This is a genomic window from Streptomyces sp. S063 (assembly GCF_002832675.1).
GTDB lineage: Bacteria > Actinomycetota > Actinomycetes > Streptomycetales > Streptomycetaceae > Streptomyces > Streptomyces sindenensis.
This window is the reverse complement of sequence record NZ_CP021707.1, coordinates 5,922,982-5,941,081: the sequence shown is the minus strand read 5'-3', so window position 1 is coordinate 5,941,081 and position 18,100 is coordinate 5,922,982. Positions and strand designations below refer to the sequence as shown.

Here is an 18,100-nt window from a genome sequence, read left to right as displayed (position 1 = left end):
CCGGCAACAGACAGCCACACCGAGAAGAAGTTTCGAAGAAAAGCCACGAGCGGGAACGTTTTCGGCCTGGTTGGATGTTGACCCTGGTACGACAGCTCGTCGAGCTAGAGAAGAGGCGACGTGACTACTGTTCTGACCCCCGCGAGCCCGCTGACCGCAGCAGACCGCTGTGACCGTTGCGGCGCCCAGGCATATCTGCGCGTCGTCCTGATCAGCGGCGGTGAACTGCTCTTCTGCGCCCACCACGGGCGCAAGTTCGAGCCGGAACTCAAGAAGATCGCCGCGGAAATACAGGATGAGACGGATCGGCTGACCGCCGTACAGACGGCTGCTGCCGACGAGGACCAACACTGACACCTCGCATCACGACGAGCCAGGGGCCGGTCCAGGACCGGCCGACGGGCGGCTCCCCCACCGGGGGAGCCGCCCGTTCTCGTTGTGCTGCCGGTGTTGCCGGCCGTCGGGAGGCCCCAGGGGCTTGTGCGCGGCCTCAGGCGCCTCCGGGGCTGTGCGTGGCCTCAGGGGGCCGTGACGCCTCCGGGGCCTCGGTCCGCCCGTACCGCCCCGGATGCGGTTGCGACCCCGCAGACCTCGGCCGCGGGGTCCGTACGGCTCCGAGGCGGTGCGGGGCGCGGTTCAGATGCGGCCTGCGGCCCAGTCCAGCGCGGCCGAGACCCGGGTGTACACCCCGGGGCTGCCCGGCCGCCCGCAGCCGCTGCCCCAGGACACCAGGCCGATGAGCCGCCCACGGGCCACCAGCGGCCCGCCGCTGTCGCCCTGGCACGCGTCCCGGCCCCCTGCGGGCTCGCCCGCACAGAGCATCGCCGAGGCCTTGTACGTACCCTCCCGGCCGCCCGGGTAGGCCCGCGCGCAGTCGCCGTCCGGCAGGACCTGGACCCGGGCGGAGCGCAGCACGGAGGCGTAGGTGCCACTGCCCGTCGTGTCCCCCCACCCGTAGACGTCGGCGGCTGTCCCGGCCCGGTAGGCGGCGTCTCCGCTCCTGGCCACCGGAATGGTCGCGCCCTTCGGCAGGGCGCGGGACAGGGTCAGCACCGCGAGGTCGCCCGCGTTGGAGACCGGGTCGTAGGCCGGGTTCACCCAGATGCGCCGGACCGGGACCTCCCGGCCGCCGGAATCGCTCAACCGCTCCCGGCCGGCGATGACCAGCAGGTCCTTCACCCGCTTCGCCGGTCCGCCGAGCGCCTCGTCACTCAGACAGTGGGCCGCCGTCAGGATCTTCGTGGGCGCCACGGCCACACCGCCGCAGAACTGCCCGGCGCGCGTGTCCCCGAACCGGTCCCGGCTCGACAGCGCCACGACCCAGGGGCTGTCCGCGACTGGGGCGGGGCGCCCGCCGACGATGATGCTCTCCGCGACCGCCGCGGAGGGCGCGGCGAGGGGCAGCACGGCCGAGGCGGCGGTCAGGGCGAGCGCCCCGGTCAGGGCACGGACGAGGGGACGAGGCATGGAGGCTCCTGACACTGAGGCGATAAACCGTTTCACCCAGCGTGATCCAGGCAGTCCGTGTCCGGCCCCGGAGACACGCCGGAGGGCCCGGATCCCCTGGGGGGTTCCGGGCCCTCGGCCGGTGAATCCTCGGCGTTCCGCCCTTGGGAGGCCGCCTTTCGCGCTCTAGTCCAGGTAGTCGCGGAGCACCTGGGAGCGGGACGGGTGCCGGAGCTTCGACATCGTCTTCGACTCGATCTGACGGATGCGCTCACGCGTCACGCCGTAGACCTTGCCGATCTCGTCGAGCGTCTTCGGCTGCCCGTCGGTGAGACCGAAGCGCATCGAGACCACGCCGGCCTCACGCTCGGAGAGCGTGTCGAGCACCGAGTGCAGCTGCTCCTGGAGGAGCGTGAAGCTGACCGCGTCAGCCGGGACGACGGCCTCGGAGTCCTCGATGAGGTCACCGAACTCGCTGTCGCCGTCCTCGCCGAGCGGGGTGTGCAGGGAGATCGGCTCGCGGCCGTACTTCTGGACCTCGATGACCTTCTCCGGGGTCATGTCGAGCTCCTTGGCCAGCTCCTCCGGGGTGGGCTCGCGGCCCAGGTCCTGGAGCATCTGGCGCTGCACACGCGCGAGCTTGTTGATGACCTCGACCATGTGCACCGGGATACGGATGGTGCGGGCCTGGTCGGCCATCGCGCGGGTGATCGCCTGACGGATCCACCAGGTGGCGTACGTGGAGAACTTGTAGCCCTTGGTGTAGTCGAACTTCTCGACCGCGCGGATCAGACCGAGGTTGCCCTCCTGGATCAGGTCCAGGAAGAGCATGCCGCGGCCGGTGTAGCGCTTGGCCAGGGAGACCACCAGACGGAGGTTGGCCTCCAGGAGGTGGTTCTTGGCGCGGCGGCCGTCCTCGGCGATGATCTCCAGCTCGCGCTTGAGCTTCGGCGCGAGCTTGTCGGCGTTCGCCAGCTTGTCCTCGGCGAAGAGGCCGGCCTCGATGCGCTTGGCGAGCTCGACCTCCTGCTCGGCGTTGAGGAGGGGAACCTTGCCGATCTGCTTCAGGTAGTCCTTGACCGGGTCGGCGGTGGCGCCGGCGACGGCGACCTGCTGAGCAGGTGCGTCGTCCTCGTCGTCGTCGGAGAGGACGAAGCCCTTGTTCTCGCCCTCGCCCTCCTCTTCCTCGCCCTTGCCGGCCTTGACCTCCTCGACCGGCTCGTCGCCGTCGAGGAGCTCGTCGTCCTGCTTGCCGGACTTCTTGGCGGCGGTCTTCTTGGCCGCCGTCTTCTTCACGGCTGTCTTCTTGGCAGCGGTCTTCTTGGCCGCCGCCTTCTTCGCGGGAGCGGCCGCGACGGCGTCGTCGGCCCCCGCGTCCGCACTCTCGGCCGCCGGGGCGGCGGTTGCCGCGACGGTCCTGGTCACGGTGGTCTTCGCCGCGACAGTCTTGGTGGCGGTGCGCTTGACCGGGCTCTTCGCTGCGACGCTCTTGCGGGCGCGCTTCGGCGACTCCGCGGCACTGACCATCAGCGTCACACCCTCTTCCTCGAGGATCTGGTTGAGGCTGCGCAGAACGTTCTTCCACTGGGTTGGCGGAATCTGGTCAGCCTCGAAGGCCCGACGCACGTCATCGCCGGCGATCTGCCCATCAGCCTTTCCCCGCTCGATGAGCGCCATCACAGATTCGGACTCGGCGATCTCCGGCGGGAGCGTACGGGATGTGCTGGCCGACACGAACAACCTCTCGGAACGATGGAAACGGCTTCCGGCCCTGCCCTGGAGGGGGCTGGAACCGACGACCGCCGACTGGGGATGTCGTCGACGGCGCGGGTTTGGCCTCAGAACTGAAACAGCGCGCCCCAGGGCTGCTGTATTCCTTCCGCTGCGCTCACCTCTTAAGTCATCGCGCTGCTTCGAGGAGTGTTACGGCCAATCCGCGTGGCCCGAGTCACACCCCATTTACGGCGAACGGGACCAAAGGTTGCATCCCCCTCCATTGTGCCGCCGGGCCCGTGCGGTCCGGCGGCATCGGGCCCGGGGCCCCGCCGCCCCGGTCAGTGCTCGCGCGGTGCGGGAACCACGCGTTCGACGTCGGGATGGACGACGAGCAGTTGACGCATGGCGGCCTCGGCGGCCCCGGCGTCGCCCGACGCCAGGGCGTCGGCGATACGGGCGTGGTGGGCGAGCGAGGTCTCACCGGGGCGGTCACAGCCGGTGACGGGGCCGCCGGAGACATGGAGGGCCGCCGAGACGATGCCGGAAAGGTGTTCGAGCATCCGGTTGCCCGCGGCCTGGATGAGCAGGGCGTGGAACTCGGCGTCGGCGCGGGAGAAGGTGATCGTGTCGCCCTGCCCCGTCGCGTGCCCCATGATCTCGACCATGTCGGCGAGCCGCTGCTGGATGTCGTCCCGGCCGTGCCCGGCGGCGAGCCGGGCCGCGAGGGGCTCGATGGTCCAGCGGAGCTCGGCCAGCTCACGACGCTGATCGTCGCGCTGCGGACCGAAGGCACGCCATTCGATGATGTCGGGATCGAGCAGGTTCCAGTCACTGACCGGGCGGACCCGCGTCCCCACATTGGGACGCGCGCTGACCAGCCCCTTGGCTTCGAGGACGCGCAGGGATTCGCGGACGACGGTGCGGGAGACCTCGAAGCGCTGGCCGATCTCCTCGGGTACGAGGGGGCGGTCCGCGCCGAGATCACCGGAAACGATCATCTGGCCCAGCTGCTGGACAAGTTGGCCGTGGAGACCGCGCCCACGGCTGGCCGAGCCCCGCCGGCTCGCCCGTCCCAGCTCGGAATCGGCACCGCCCCAGGCCCGGGTCGCGGCACGCTCGCCGGCCGACGCCTCCGGATACGGGTAGCGGTCGAGTTCGCCCGAGCCGGCCAGGCCGGAATCGGCGGTGCGGGCGGCGGTCATCATGGTGTGCGCAAGGGTACTCACGCATCCTTTGTCGGCGCGGCTCACCCGCCTCTTGAGGTCTTTGGTGAAAAGCACACGAAAGGGTGATCGGCGCCCGCTCCGCAATTGACGCCATATCCGCACAAGTCAGTCATTTTTCAGGGAGTTGTGGGCTCCTCTCCTCGGTGTGATGCGGTGGCGGTCACCAACGCGCCTTTCCTCGAAGGCTGGTGAACAGATACGCGCAGATCAGGGCTGCCAACGACAGGGTGAGCGCGGTCCCGACGGGCTGCGCCACCACCCGCGCGACGGCGAGGATCCAGTGGTCCGCCTGCTGCGGCAGCTGCCATCCGGCCAGTTCGCGCAGACGGCCCGGGAGCCCGGCGACCGAACGCGCGGACGGCACCGCGAAGATCTTCTGCACCAGCGGAACGACGAGCACCGGTACGGCCAGGACGGCGGCGATACCCGCCCCGGTCACCCGGAAGACGCCGGCGGCCAGCAGCCCCGCCCAGGCGCAGCCGACCGTCAGGCCGGCCCAACTCACGCCCAGCGCGAAGGCGTTCGAAGGGATGTCGATCAAGTCCGGTCCGTACACGAGCCGGAGACTCTGCGCTCCGCCCACCACGGTGAGGGCGGCGAGCAACAGGGCGAAGCCCGCCGTCACGGTGAGCTTGGCCAGCAGCAGCCCGAGCCGCCGGGGCACGGTGCCGCGAGCGGCGGCGAGCGCGGGATAACGGAACTCGTCCCCGAAGGACAGCGCCCCGAGCAGACCCGCGCCGAGCGCGGCGGGAGGCAGCGGCAAGAGGGCCGGCCAGGCGGCGAGCACACGGGGGAGGGCGGTGCCGTCGGTGCGGGCGAGCAGGACCGACAGGGCGGCCGACACCACCAGAACGGTCGCCATGATCATGGTCGTTGTCCGGACGCCGAGGGAGCGCCGCAGTTCGTAGCGGAGCGGGCGGAGGGGGCCGCGCACGGGCCGCACCCGGATCGGGGGCGGCAGCTCGGAGAGGGCAACGGCCGCGTCGTCCCGCTCCGCTCGCCCGGCTGCCGGTTCGGCGGGTCCGGTGTCGCCGATCTCGTCGGCGAGCTGGTGGACGGGGACGCCGTGCCGGTAGGCGGTGTCGCCGATCTCCGCGCAGTTGCTGCCGTAGACCGTCAGCCGGCCGCCCGCCTCCTCGACCACCTCGACGGAGCGCTGCGCCGCCCGCGCCTCCCGGCTGACCACGGCCGCCAGCCGGGCGGCGTGCGGGGTGCGGACGGCGACGCGGGCCCGGAGCCGGGTGCGGGCGAAGTCGGCGACGTCCTGGTCGGCGACGAGGCGTCCGCCGCCGATGGTGACGACGCGATCGGCGGTGCGGGCCGCCTCCTTGGGGTCGCCGGTGGTGTGGAGGACCGTGCCGCCCTGGGCCGCGTGCGCGCGCAGCAGCCCGTACAGCCAGCTGTTCTCCCGTGGGGACAGCCCGTCCGCCGGCTCGTCCAGGATCAGGGTGTGCGGGTCTCCCAGCAGCGCGGCGGCGAGCCCGAGCCTACGGTCCATCCCCACCGACAGGGTCCCCAGGCGCTGGTCCCCGAGCCCGGCGAGGCCGACGACCTCCAGCACCTCGTCGGCCCGGGTGGTGGGTACGCCCGCGGCCGCGCAGAGCATCCGGAGCTGCCCCCGGACGGTCCGGGAGGGGTGGCCGGGCACGTCGCCCAGGAGCACGCCCACCTCCCGTGCCGGGTGGGCGATGCGGTGCAGTGGCCGCCCCCTGAAATAGGCGACGCCCCGCCCGGCGTCCAGTTCGAGCATCAGCCGCAGGGCCGCGGTCCGGCCCGAGCCGGGAGCGCCCAGCAGGGCCGTGACCCGTCCGGGAGGGGCCTCGAAGGTCAGATCGTTCACGGCGGGGGGCCCGTCGCGACGGGGGGTGCTGGTGAGTCCGATGGCCTGGAGCATCGCTTCTCTCGCGTCTCTCGCGGACGGTGAGACCGCTCGGCGGCAAGGGGGTACCGCAGCAAGATAACGCGACATTTCAGACTTTTGGTGCAGGGCGGGATCGACGGGCGTTCCGTGGAGCCGGCGCGGGGGAACGCCCGGTGACTCAGACCTCGGGTCGCAGCATCGGCGGGTTGAGCACCGTGGCCGCCCCGGCCCGGAAGAGCTGCGCGGGCCGTCCGCCCTGGCGTGTGGTCGTCCCGCCGGACGGCACCAGGAATCCCGGCGTCCCGGTGACCTTGCGGTGGAAGTTGCGGGGGTCGAGGACCACGCCCCACACCGCTTCGTACACCCGGCGCAGCTCACCGACCGTGAACTCGGGCGGGCAGAACGCCGTGGCCAGCGAGGAGTATTCGATCTTGGAGCGGGCCCGCTCCACCCCGTCGGCCAGGATCCGCGCATGGTCGAAGGCCAGCGGAGCCGCCTGTTCGCCCTCCCGTCCGGTGCCGGGGTGCAGCAGATCCTCGACCGGCGCCCAGCGCGCGCTGTTGGCGTCGCCGCCCGCCCGGGGCGCGGGCAGGTCGGGCGCGAGGGCGAGATGGGCGACGCTGACCACCCGCATCCGGGGGTCGCGCGCCGGGTCCCCGTAGGTGGCCAGCTGCTCCAGATGCGCTCCGTTGCCCACGGCCGGTTTAGCCGGATCGTGCGCACAGAGGCCGGTCTCCTCGACGAGCTCGCGTGCCGCCGCGGAGCCCAGGTCCTCGTCCAGCCTGACGAAACCGCCGGGCAGCGCCCACCGGCCCTGGAACGGGGTCTCTCCGCGTCGGACGACCAGCGCGCAGAGCGCGTGACGGCGCACCGTGAGCACGACCAGGTCGACGGTGACTGCGAAGGGCGGGAAGGTCGACGGGTCGTAGGGCGGCATGCCGCGATCATAGTCGTCTGCCTGACGATAAACACTCCCTTCAGCATGCTCGTGATCAGTCCGGGTGCCACGTCGTCGGATTCGCCGGGGCACGGGGCACCGGGGTGTGGCCGTAACGGGTTGCCGAGGGGACGGTCAGTCATGCCGCCGCGCCCTGCTGCCGCGTCGGCCGTACCGCCGGGCGTCGCGCGCACGTCGCCCGGGCGCCGGGACCCGGGAACGGGTCGAGCCGGGTGACGCCTGGTGCCGCTCGGCGCCCGGAGGGCGGAGAGCACGCGCCCGCCGCCGTCCTCCGTCGGGCAGCGCGCGGACCTTGCGGACGTGGAGAGGGGTGGTACCCCGGTCGATGCCGGTCCCCACCGCCTCCCCCTCTTCGGCGTCGGCGCCCGGCTGCTCCTCGTCGGCGTCGGCCGCCTCGCGCAGACACCGGCGCAAGGCCTCCGGATCGAGCCCTTCGTTGCAGGCCCGGTGCAGCAGTTGCGCGAACGTGTAGTCCGGATCGGCGCGCAGCGCCAGCGACAGGGCGACCCGGGCGCCCGGTTCGTCGCCGGTGGACCAGGAGACCCAGCCGGCCAGGGTGAGCGGGGCGGCGGCATGCTCCCCGTACGGTCCGACGCAGCGCCGTGCCAGCGTCCGCCACAACCGCAGGGCGGACTGGGCTTCCGGCCCCTCCATCCAGGCGGCGGCCTTGTCCCGGGTCTCGCGGTCCTGGAGCCCGAGGATGACGGCGGCGGCCTCGTCGGAACCGATCAGCTGGTCGTCCCCGGCGTCCGCGAGCGCGGGCGGCGCGGGTTGCGCGTCCTCGATCCGGTCCATGAGCCTGCGCGCCAGCCGAAGGGTCTCCGCCGTGACCTCCCGCCTGGCCCGCTCGTCGAGAAGCCTCGGCAGCAGCTCGGGGCCGGCCGTGTCCAGGGCCTTCTCCTGGGCCCGCACGGCTGCCGGGGTCCGCCAGGGCTGGAGCCGTGCCTCCATCTCGCGCAGCGTGCCCCGCACGTGCACGCCCGCGTAGGTGGCGGCCGCGGCCATCACCGTCGTCCCGGGCATGGCCAGGGGATTTCCCTGGTCGGGGCAGCACCGTGGGTCGGGGCAGCAGTAGGACCAGTAACGGCCGTCGGAGAGGCAGAGCGCTTCGAGGACGGGGACGTCGAGGGCTCCGCACGCCGTGCGCAGACGTTGCGCGAACGGCCTGAGCCGCTCCATGGTCAGCCGGCCGCTCTCACCGTCGGGCGAGTCCTGGCAGAGGAAGATCACGATCGCGTCGGGCCGCCCTTCGCGACGCTCGCTCCCCGAGACCAGGCACTCGGCCAACTGGTCGGCGACCGGCCCCCATTCGCCGGGCGCCTGCGGAATTCCGAGGCGGAGCCGGCCGCCGAACCGGCCCTGGCCGCCGTGCAGGGCCACCATCACGACGCTGTCGTTGGGATAGAAGCCCATCAGATACGGGAGGGCGTCGGCGAGGTCGGCGGGGCCACGCAGGGTGATCTGCTGGTCCCCGGCGGGGCCGGTGGATTCGTGGTGCTTGTTCATGGCTCGACGGTCCCGCGAGCCACCGAATCCCGCGACCCCTGTGGATAACGTTATCCACAGGCTTGCGTCGCCGTTCGCGGTTTGTCACAGTCATCGGGTTGCATGGGGGCATGACCAACGCAGACCGTGCAGCGCTCAGGGCTTCGGCCGATTCCGTTCTCGCCCGCCTGGTGGGCGACGACAGCGGAACAGCCGTGCTGCGCGAGGACCAGTGGGTCGCCATCGAGGCGCTCGTCGCCGACAAGCGCAGGGCTCTGGTGGTGCAGCGCACCGGCTGGGGCAAGTCCGCCGTCTACTTCGTCGCGACCTCACTGCTCCGCGCGCAGGGCAGCGGCCCGACCGTGATCGTCTCACCGCTGCTGGCGCTGATGCGCAACCAGGTCGCCGCGGCGGCCCGGGCCGGGATCAGCGCCCGGACGATCAATTCCTCCAACACCGAGGAGTGGGAGAGCGTCCAGGCCGAGGTGGCGGCGGGCGAGGTCGACGTGCTGCTGGTGAGCCCCGAGCGGCTCAACAACCCGGACTTCCGCGACCAGGTGCTGCCGAAGCTGGCGGCGGCGACCGGGCTCCTGGTGGTCGACGAGGCCCACTGCATCTCCGACTGGGGACACGACTTCCGGCCCGACTACAGGCGGTTGCGGACGATGCTCGCCGATCTGCCGACCGGCGTCCCGGTGCTCGCCACGACCGCCACGGCCAACGCCCGGGTGACGGCGGACGTCGCGGAGCAGCTGGGCACCGGCGCCGGCACGGACGCGCTGGTCCTGCGGGGGCCCCTCGACCGGGAGAGCCTGAGCCTGAGCGTGCTGCGGCTGCCCAATGCCGCGCACCGGCTGGCCTGGCTGGGCGACCATCTCGGCGAGCTTCCCGGCTCCGGAATCATCTACACGCTGACCGTGGCAGCGGCCGAGGAGATCACCGCCTACCTGCGCCAGAACGGGCACGCGGTGGCCTCGTACACCGGGCGGACCGAGAACGCCGACCGGCAGCAGGCCGAGGACGATCTGCTGGCGAACCGGGTCAAGGCCCTGGTCGCCACGTCCGCGCTGGGCATGGGATTCGACAAGCCCGATCTCGGCTTCGTCGTGCATCTGGGCTCGCCCTCCTCCCCCATCGCCTACTACCAGCAGGTCGGGCGTGCGGGGCGCGGTGTGGAGCACGCCGAGGTGCTGCTGCTCCCCGGCAAGGAGGACGAGGCGATCTGGCAGTATTTCGCCTCCGTCGCCTTCCCTCCCGAGGAGCAGGTGCGGCGCACCCTGGACGTGCTGGCCCACGCGGAGCGCCCGGTCTCGCTCCCCGCCCTGGAGCCCCTGGTCGATCTGCGCCGGACCCGGCTGGAGACGATGCTCAAGGTGCTGGACGTCGACGGTGCCGTGAAACGCGTCAAGGGCGGCTGGATCTCCACGGGCGCCCCCTGGGTCTACGACGCCGAGCGTTACGCCTGGGTCGCCCGGCAGCGGGAGGCCGAGCAGCAGGCGATGCGCGACTACGCCTCGACGACGGCGTGCCGGATGGAGTTCCTGCGGCTGCGTCTGGACGACGAGACGGCCGCACCCTGCGGACGCTGTGACAACTGCGCGGGCGCCCGCTTCAACGACAAGGTCTCCACCTCCGCCCTGGACGGGGCGCGCCACGAGCTGGGCCGTCCCGGTGTCGAGGTTGATCCCCGCAAGATGTGGCCCACCGGCCTGCCCGCGGTGGGCGTCGATCTCAAGGGGCGTATCCCCGCGGGCGAACTGTCCTTCGCCGGACGGGCGCTGGGCCGGCTCTCCGACATCGGCTGGGGCAACCGGCTGCGCCCCATGCTGGCGGCGCAGGCTCCGGACGCTCCGGTGCCGGACGATGTCACGGACGCCGTGGTCACCGTGCTCGCCGACTGGGCGAAGGGGCCGGGCGGTTGGGCCTCCGGATCGGCGGACGCGGCTCCCCGGCCGGTCGGTGTGGTGACCGTCGCCTCACGCCGCAGGCCGCAGCTGGTCCAGTCACTCGGCCGGCGCATCTCCGAGATCGGCCGGATGCCTCTGCTCGGGTCGGTCTCCTACGCGCCGGGCTCCGAGGAGGTACGGATGTCCCAGACCAACAGCGCGCAGCGCGTGCGGGCGTTGCACGAGACGCTGGTCGTGGAGCCGGATCTGGCGGCGGCGTTGGCGGCGGCGGACGGCCCCGTGCTGCTGGTGGACGATCTGTCGGACACAGGCTGGACCCTGGCCGTGGCGGGGCGCCTGCTGCGGCGGGCCGGGGCTCAGGGGGTGTTTCCGCTGGTCCTCGCGGTTCAGGGGTGACGGGGGAGTCATCGCGTGCGGGTCTGGGCAGGGATATCAGTGTCATTCCGGCTGATTCCCGTCAGCCTCAGAAATTGCTCGTTGCCGCCTGCCGGTGGGCCAGGGAGGATGGGAAGCGCTCCCGCACAGTTCTCGTCGGGCCCGGAAGGGCTGTGCCGCGGCGCGCCCTCACTCGACCCTGCCCGCACCGTGGGCGCGTAGCGAAGGGAGGACCGTGACCTTCGGATTCGCCCCGTCCTCAACCACGTCGACATCGGCGTCCCCGGTTTCCGCCGGCTCCGCCGATCACCTTGCCCGGATGCTGGAGCCGGCGGAGTGGGCCTCGGCGGGCATCCCCCTGCTGCGCAGTCCCCGGGAAGTGGTCAGCGGGCTGCACTCCCGGCACCACCCGACTCCGGCCACCGCGGTGGTCGCGGTCCTGGACCATGAGGAACGGCTCATCGCGAGCGCCTCGTTCGCCCGCCGGCCGACGGTGGCCGCGGACGGCTGGGAGTTCCGCAACGCCCTCCTGGCGCAGTTGCGGCGGGTCATCCCGCACGATCTGCGCCGGCGTGCTCCGGTCCGTACGGCGGTACTTCTGTACTGCCGTGACGGCGACGAACGGTGGACCGAGGAGGACGGCGCGTGGATGTGGGGCCTGCGGGACGCCTGCACCCTGCACGGGCTGCGCTGCGGCGCGTACATCACGCTGACCCGCGGAGGCTGGCAGGTGCTCGGCGAGGGAAGGGGCGGGCGGCGGCCCAGTTCGCTGTCGGAGCCCTCGCTCCTGGCCGACACCGTCTCCGTCGGCGACCACCGGACCGCCCCTACCCGGTCGGGCGGCGGTGCCGTGGAGGCGCTGCGTCGCACGGCGGCCCGCTGACCGCCCCCACCGGTGCCCCGGCCGCCCGCGCGTGGGCGGCCGGGGCACCGGTGGGATGTGCCTCAGACCCCGGCGCCGAGTGCGGAGTTGATCGTCTGCGGGTCGCCGCAGACGATCAGCAGCGCGCCTGCGCGGTCACGGGCGGCGGGCAGGGTGCGCGCCACGGTCCGGTCGGCATCGCCGTTGACCGCGACGACGACCACGGGCCGGGACGCCGCCCGGTCGGCCGCGGAGACGTCGGCGAAGAAGACGTCGTCGCCGGCGTCGTGCTGGGCCCAGTACGCGGCTTCGCCGAAGGACAGCTCGTGGGCGGCCCACGGATGCTGTTCGCCGGTGGTGAGGACCAGGATGTCACCCGGTGCGCGACCGGACTCCAGCAGCAGGTCGACCGCTTCCTCGGCGGCGTCGAGCGCACCGGCCGCCGGGGCCGGGATCAGCTGGACCTGCGGTGCGGAACGATTCTCCGGCGGCTTCGGACGGGCGGGGGCCGGAGCCGCGGGGGCGGGGTGGGGGCGCTGCGCCGGGGGCGCGGGGCGCGCGGGGCCGGGGCCCGGACGGCCGGGACGCGGGGTGGCCGCTGAACGCGGACCGGGTACGGGACGAGGGGTCGGCGCGGTGCGGCCGGCGGCCGGAGTGACGCGGGGACCCTGGGCGCTCTCGGGAATCTGAGGCTCCTCGGAGATCAGAGGCATGACGGTGGTCTGGGTGGTGTCGGACGCCGAGGTCGTCGGCGCCGGGAAAAGGGGCGCGTGCGCGCGATCAGAATTCGAAGCCGAGCTGGCCCCCGCTTTCGAGTGCGGCCGCCTCGGCGGAAATACGGACCTTCTTCAGGTGCTGCCACCGGGGCAGCGCGTCCAGGTACGACCAGGAGAGGCGGTGATGGACCGTGGGCCCCCGCTCCTCCAGCGCGGCCCGGTGCACGGGCGAGGGATATCCCGCGTTGGCGTCGAAGGCGAAGTCGCCGCAGTCCTCGGACGCGGCGCCGAGCTCGGCCATCATCCGGTCCCGGTGCACCTTGGCGATCACCGAGGCCGCCGCGACCGCGATACAGGACTGATCGCCCTTGATCACGGTGCGGACCTTCCAGGGAACGCCCAGGTAGTCATGCTTGCCGTCGAGTATCACCGCGTCGGGACGGACCGGCAGCCCTTCCAGGGCGCGCACGGCGGCGAGCCGGAGAGCGGCGGTCATCCCGAGGTCGTCGATCTCCTGCGGCGAGGCGTCGCCCAGGGCATAGGCGGTGACCCAGCTCCGCAGCACGGGTTCGAGCTCGGCGCGCCGCCGCGGGGTCAACAGCTTGGAATCGGTGAGACCTTCGGGCGGTCGGCGCAGACCGGTGATCGCCGCGCACACGGTGACGGGTCCGGCCCAAGCGCCGCGTCCGACCTCATCGACACCGGCGACGGTTCTGGCACCGGTGGTAGCGCGAATCGAGCGCTCGACGGTGTGCGTGGGTGGTTCGTACGGCATGGCGCCAGCCAGCGTACGCCGAGAGCCACGGCGGCAACACCCCGGGGCACCATGCGTACTGCGAATCAGCCACCGGGGGCGGGTTCAAGGGTCCGGGGCCCTCCGAGCCCGGCGGGGTTCAGAGGGCCCGTGGGCTCAGAGGCCGAGTCGGTCCGGAGCGGCGGCGCCGCTCTCGAAGCCGTTGCTCAGTACGGGTCGTAGCCGTCGTCATCGGGCTCGTAGCCGTCGCGGACCCCGTCCGTGCCGAGGCGGTAGCAGTCCCGGCCGTCGCCCACCACCGGGCGCTTCTCCAGGATCTCCTTCGCCCGCGCCTCTCCCCAGCTGGTCGCGTACCAGGGGGCGTCGTCGTGGAGGACCTCGCGCTGGATGATCCGCAGCGCACAGGAGCGTTCCGGTTCGGGCAGTCGGTCCAGGGCCGGTACGGCGTCGGCGGAGAGGTCCTTGACGTAGTCGATGTCGATGCCGGCGGAGTCGCGGGCTTCGAAGCGCTGGACGTTCTGCTCGGCGACCAGTCCGTCCGGCGAGAGCAGTCCGAAGGCCAGGACCCCGGCCGCCGCGCTCACCGCGATGGCCCGGGGCAGGAACCGGGCCCCGAAGACCCCGGCCGCCAGGATCAGGACCAGCACCACGCCGAGCCAGAGTTCCATCGCGGCCACGGATATCCGGAGCCTGGTGAGGCCGTACTCGTCGACGTACAGGTCCATGCGGCGCAGCGCCGAGGCGACGACGACGAGAGTGAGCACGCAGAGGGTGCCGAGGACGGCGCGCACCAGTGTCCGGTCCCGGCTGCCGCCGCGCGGGGCCCAGCGCAGAGCGAGGGCGATGACGAGGAGGGTGAGCAGGGTGGCCCACAGCAGCTGCCAGAAGCCCTGGCGGGCGTACTCGGCGTGGTCGAGCCCGGTCTCCGCCCGCACCTTCTCGTAGCCCCCGAGGAGGACGACGAGCTGGAGGGCGATGAACGCGGCGAAGAGCAGGTTGAGCACGATCAGCGGGAGGGCCCACTCGATCCGTCCCCGCGGTTTGCCGGGGGACACGGTGATCCCGTCCCAGCGCACCGGGGCGGCCGCGGTGTACGCGGCGGCGAGCGCGCCGGCCAGACCGAGGGCGAACAGGAAGATCCGCCAGGGCCCCTCGACGAGCGAGACGTCGGGCATGAGGCCGCTCAGCAGATCGGCGAAGGCGGCGTCCGCGCTCGCGAAGAGCGTTCCGAAGACCACCAGCAGCACGACGGCCACCGCCGTGGTGCGCAGGGCCGTGCCCCAGCGCGCCCGGGAGCCGTCGGCGCGGGCGCGTACCCCCCGGACGCCCCAGATGATGCCGGGGACGACCGCGTCGAACAGGCCCAGCGAGCCGATCAGTACGCCCAGCCAGCTCCGGCTGCCGTGCAGCGCCAGCGAGCCGAGCGCGAAGGCGGAGACCACGGCGAGGAAGGTGGGCCAGCCCGCGTCGCGGAGCGCGGGCACGGCGAGCAGCGCGAGCCCACCGAGCGCCCAGGTCGCGGTCCAGGGGCGCAGGCGGCGGCCCGCCGACCGTGCGGCGAAGAACGCCGCCAGCGCGGCGGGCGCGGCCACGATCAGCAGGTTCACCCCGAGCCCGTCGCCCAGGAAGAGCGCGCTGAGAACGGCGGTGGCCAGGACCGACCAGAGCACGGCGGGACGGATCAGGGGCGGAGCGGGTGGCCGGAGCCGGGCGGCCACGCCGTCGCCCGCGCTGTTCTTGGCTCCGGGCGCCCCCGCACCGTACTGCCAGGGGTTGCCGGGCCCGGACGCCGGTGCGCCGGCGCCTGCCGGTGTGCCGGGGGGCGCGGTGGTTCCGGCGACCTCGGTGGTCGTGGCGGTGGTGGTGGACGTCGATGCTTGCGGTTCCGGTCGCGGCTCCGGTTGTGTGCCGGCTTCCGGCGACCGCTCCGGCGGTCTGGACGCCTCGGACGGCTGATCGGACATGGGACCCCTCCCCCACCGGTTCCGGGCGCGGCCCACGGCCGTACGCCCGGCCCGGTGTCTCATTCGGAGCGCGCCCTCAAGATCAACCAGGGGCGGCGTGGCCGAAAGAGTAGTCCCGAACCCGCGTTCGCAGACACGGAGAGTGATCCTGTGGCAGGACCGTGACAGAGGAGTCCTCAGCAGAGGGGCGGACGGGTCAGCGCGGGGACAGGACCATCCACGCCGGTGGCTCCTCGGTCTGTGCCAGCCAGCCGGAGGGCGGCGCTCCGGTCTCGCCCGACGCGACGACACCGCCGACGATGGCGCAGGTCGTGTCGACGTCGCCGCCCGCTTGGGCCGTCACCCAGAACGCCTCCTCGTAGTTGCCGAGGCTCCTGGCGGCCGACCAGAGTGCGAACGGCACGGTGTCGTGGGCGCTGGTCCGGCGGCCGTTGCCGAGGACCGCGGCGACCGTCCCCGCGTCCTGGTAGTCCAGCATGTCGCGGGCCCGGCGCAGCCCCGCGCCGACAGCGCTGCGGGGCACGAGCGCGATGACGCCGTCGAGGAGGTCCTCGGGGCTCGGCGGCCCGCCGGGAGCAGCGGCGAGCGACGCTGCGGCGGCCACGGCCATCGCCCCGACGACGGCCTCACGGTGCTGGTGGGTGGGGTAGGACGAGATCTCCGCCTGGTGCGTCGCCTGCTCCGGGTCGTCCGCGTACCAGGCGCCGAGCGGGGCGATGCGCATCGCCGAACCGTTGCCCCAGGATCCCTGGCCCTTGAACAGCGCCGAGGACAGTTCCCGCCAGTCGCCGCCCTCCCGCACGAGCCTGAGGAGCCGGTTGACGGCGGGGCCGTAGCCGCGGTCGAAGTCGTGGTGTTCGGCGAAGGAGCGGGCGAGCGCGTCCTGGTCGATACGGCCGTGGCCGACGAGCACGGCGAGGACCGAGCAGGCCATCTCGGTGTCGTCGGTCCACTGCCAGGGCCCGGGCGGCAGGGCCCGCCGTTTCAGCAGGGGGTAGTTGGCCGGTACGAAGAACTGGGAGCCCAGGGCGTCTCCCACGGACAGCCCACGCAGGCTGGCCAGGGCGCGTTCGAAGCGCCGCGCGGAAGCAGAATCAGCGGTCATCGCACAGCCACTCTAACCGGTGCGGCCGTACGGTTCAGGGGTCCGCCAGCGCTGAAAGGGCCGGTCGAGCGTGTAGCGGCCGTTCTCGCCCAGCAGCAGCGTCCGCGTCTCGCCGTTGCCCGGATTGGACAGCGACTCGAACTCCGCGACCGACCAGTGGAACCAGCGCATGCAGAACAGCCGCATCGTCAGTCCGTGGGTGACCAGCAGGACGTTCTCCGGGTGGTCCGACTCCTCGAAGCTCCGGTGCAGGCTCTCCAGGAAGGCCCCGACCCGGTCGTAGACGTCGGCGCCGGACTCGCCCTGGGCGAAGCGGTAGAAGAAGTGCCCGTAGGCGTCCCGGTAGGCCTTCTGCAGCCGTACGTCGTCCCGGTCCTGCCAGTTGCCCCAGTCCTGTTCGCGCAGCCGAGGCTCCTCGCGGACCCGGACGCGTGCCGGATCGAGGTCGAAGGCCCGGAACGTCTCGTGGGTGCGGCGGTAGGGCGAGATGTAGACGCTCACCCGCTCGTCGCCGAACCGTTCGCGCAGCTCCTCCCCGGTCTCCCGGGCCTGCCGCAGACCGGTGGCGGTGAGCCGGAGCGCGTGGTCGGGCTCCCGCTCGTACACCGTGTCGTCGGCGTTGCCCTCGGACTCACCGTGCCGGACGAGGACAATGCGCTGCGGTCGTGCCATGCCCCGAGCCTAGGGGGTGTCCTGCCGATCATGCCGGACTCGCGGGGCCCGGTGCGGCCTGATCGGCAGGACACCCCTTGGAACGGATCGGAACGGATCGGAACGGATCGGCCCCGCGCCACCGGCCGGGGGCGGTGGGAGAGGGCTGCGCGGGCCGCCCTGCCCGGAGGGAGTCACCGGGCCGCCCCGTCCTGCGGGGAGCCGCCGGTCACACCGTCCAGGACGGTTCCAGCTCCACGACGTCGCCCGTCAGCTCGATCACGTCCGTCTCGGTCTGCGCGCGGGCCGCCAGCCGCTCGGCCCCGGCCGCGCGGTACTTGCCGCGCTCGGCGCTCGACTTCCACAGGGACAGCGCGAGGAACTCGTTGCCGGGCGCCTCACCGAACACGCCGCGCAGCATGCCGGGCGATCCGGCCATGGCGGGGTTCCAGACCTGCTGCTGCATCAGCACGAAGTGCTCGGCGCGGTCCTCGTGCACCCGGCTGTGCGCGACCCTGGCGACGTCCGCCTCGGCGAAGTGGGGCTCGAAGCCCGTCTTCACGTCGAAGCGGCGCTCGAAGAGCGTGACCTGCATGTCCCGGAACATGCCCGACTGCCCGGCCGCCAGCCGGTCGTGCCCGCGGGCCATGAAGGAGTCGTAGAAGACGCGGTTCTCCCAGAACGCGAAGACGTGGGCGACTTCGGGGCGCGTCCGGCTCCACCCGCCGCTCTGTCCCCGGAACCCCGGCTCACCGACCAGCCCCGCCCACTTCCGCTGCCCCCGCTCGAAACCATGACGGTCCACCACGGAACAGCGAATCCACTTCACCAGCACCGCGCCATCGTACGGCGCGGAACGTGGCACGCGTCACGGTCCCGGGGAGTGCACCCGAACCGGTCGTTCCGCTCCCACCATGAGAGCCATGACGACCCTGCGCGCCCACCCCCTGTTCGACCGGCTCGCCTCCGCCCGGCGCATCCTCGCTGCGCGGGGACGAATCGGGACTCGGCACCCCTGGGGAGGACCTCACCGGCGTCGCCGCGCTCGCCGGGATCCAGGGGCCCGAACGTCTC

15 protein-coding genes are annotated in these 18,100 nt (G+C 72.6%); 3 read left to right on the top strand and 12 right to left on the bottom strand.

Annotation, left to right across the window (positions count from 1 at the left end):
• The first annotated feature begins 120 nt into the window (after positions 1-120).
• On the top strand, positions 121-354 hold the full coding sequence (locus tag CCZ36_RS27385; RefSeq protein WP_006128079.1) for a DUF7455 domain-containing protein: 234 nt from the start codon (positions 121-123) through the stop codon (positions 352-354).
• 282 nt (positions 355-636) lie between these two features.
• Here the strand turns inward: CCZ36_RS27385 and CCZ36_RS27380 are convergent, their stop codons facing one another.
• The 6 genes from CCZ36_RS27380 to CCZ36_RS27355 form a co-directional block, all read right to left on the bottom strand.
• Entirely contained in the window at positions 637-1,467 is an 831-nt protein-coding gene (locus tag CCZ36_RS27380; protein WP_069740528.1) for a S1 family peptidase, read from the bottom strand.
• 165 nt (positions 1,468-1,632) lie between these two features.
• The gene (locus CCZ36_RS27375; protein ID WP_069740533.1) at positions 1,633-3,180 is read right to left on the bottom strand and encodes an RNA polymerase sigma factor; all 1,548 of its coding nucleotides are present in this window, start codon (positions 3,178-3,180) and stop codon (positions 1,633-1,635) included.
• A 320-nt stretch (positions 3,181-3,500) separates the two neighbouring features.
• Complete coding sequence (locus CCZ36_RS27370) at positions 3,501-4,367, bottom strand: FadR/GntR family transcriptional regulator (RefSeq protein ID WP_269467463.1); 867 nt, start codon at positions 4,365-4,367, stop codon at positions 3,501-3,503.
• 181 nt (positions 4,368-4,548) lie between these two features.
• Complete coding sequence (locus CCZ36_RS27365) at positions 4,549-6,282, bottom strand: ATP-binding cassette domain-containing protein (RefSeq protein WP_069740530.1); 1,734 nt, start codon at positions 6,280-6,282, stop codon at positions 4,549-4,551.
• A gap of 145 nt (positions 6,283-6,427) precedes the next feature.
• On the bottom strand, positions 6,428-7,186 hold the full coding sequence (locus CCZ36_RS27360) for an NUDIX hydrolase (protein ID WP_010063447.1): 759 nt from the start codon (positions 7,184-7,186) through the stop codon (positions 6,428-6,430).
• A 135-nt stretch (positions 7,187-7,321) separates the two neighbouring features.
• On the bottom strand, positions 7,322-8,713 hold the full coding sequence (locus CCZ36_RS27355; RefSeq protein ID WP_128818774.1) for a DUF4192 domain-containing protein: 1,392 nt from the start codon (positions 8,711-8,713) through the stop codon (positions 7,322-7,324).
• Positions 8,714-8,823: 110 nt separating this feature from the next.
• Here CCZ36_RS27355 and CCZ36_RS27350 point away from each other — a divergent pair, with 110 nt between their 5' ends.
• Entirely contained in the window at positions 8,824-10,995 is a 2,172-nt protein-coding gene (locus tag CCZ36_RS27350; protein WP_128818773.1) for a RecQ family ATP-dependent DNA helicase, read from the top strand.
• Positions 10,996-11,209: 214 nt separating this feature from the next.
• Positions 11,210-11,857, top strand: coding sequence for a hypothetical protein (locus tag CCZ36_RS27345; RefSeq protein ID WP_069740532.1), 648 nt, complete (start codon positions 11,210-11,212; stop codon positions 11,855-11,857).
• Between the two features lie 62 nt (positions 11,858-11,919).
• Here the strand turns inward: CCZ36_RS27345 and CCZ36_RS27340 are convergent, their stop codons facing one another.
• From CCZ36_RS27340 to CCZ36_RS27315, 6 genes are all read right to left on the bottom strand, one after another.
• Positions 11,920-12,549 (bottom strand): hypothetical protein, encoded by a 630-nt coding sequence (locus CCZ36_RS27340; RefSeq protein WP_128818772.1) that lies wholly within the window; start codon positions 12,547-12,549, stop codon positions 11,920-11,922.
• Between the two features lie 67 nt (positions 12,550-12,616).
• Complete coding sequence (locus CCZ36_RS27335) at positions 12,617-13,327, bottom strand: ribonuclease HII (RefSeq protein WP_128818771.1); 711 nt, start codon at positions 13,325-13,327, stop codon at positions 12,617-12,619.
• Positions 13,328-13,512: 185 nt separating this feature from the next.
• Entirely contained in the window at positions 13,513-15,270 is a 1,758-nt protein-coding gene (locus tag CCZ36_RS27330; RefSeq protein ID WP_069738653.1) for a DUF4153 domain-containing protein, read from the bottom strand.
• Positions 15,271-15,466: 196 nt separating this feature from the next.
• Positions 15,467-16,375, bottom strand: a complete 909-nt coding sequence (locus tag CCZ36_RS27325) for an ADP-ribosylglycohydrolase family protein (protein WP_069738654.1) — start codon at positions 16,373-16,375, stop codon at positions 15,467-15,469.
• Between the two features lie 12 nt (positions 16,376-16,387).
• Positions 16,388-17,047: a histidine phosphatase family protein gene (locus CCZ36_RS27320; protein WP_069738655.1), complete on the bottom strand. Its 660-nt coding sequence runs from the start codon at positions 17,045-17,047 to the stop codon at positions 16,388-16,390.
• A gap of 208 nt (positions 17,048-17,255) precedes the next feature.
• Complete coding sequence (locus tag CCZ36_RS27315) at positions 17,256-17,861, bottom strand: YdbC family protein (RefSeq protein WP_069738656.1); 606 nt, start codon at positions 17,859-17,861, stop codon at positions 17,256-17,258.
• Positions 17,862-18,100: the final 239 nt, after the last annotated feature.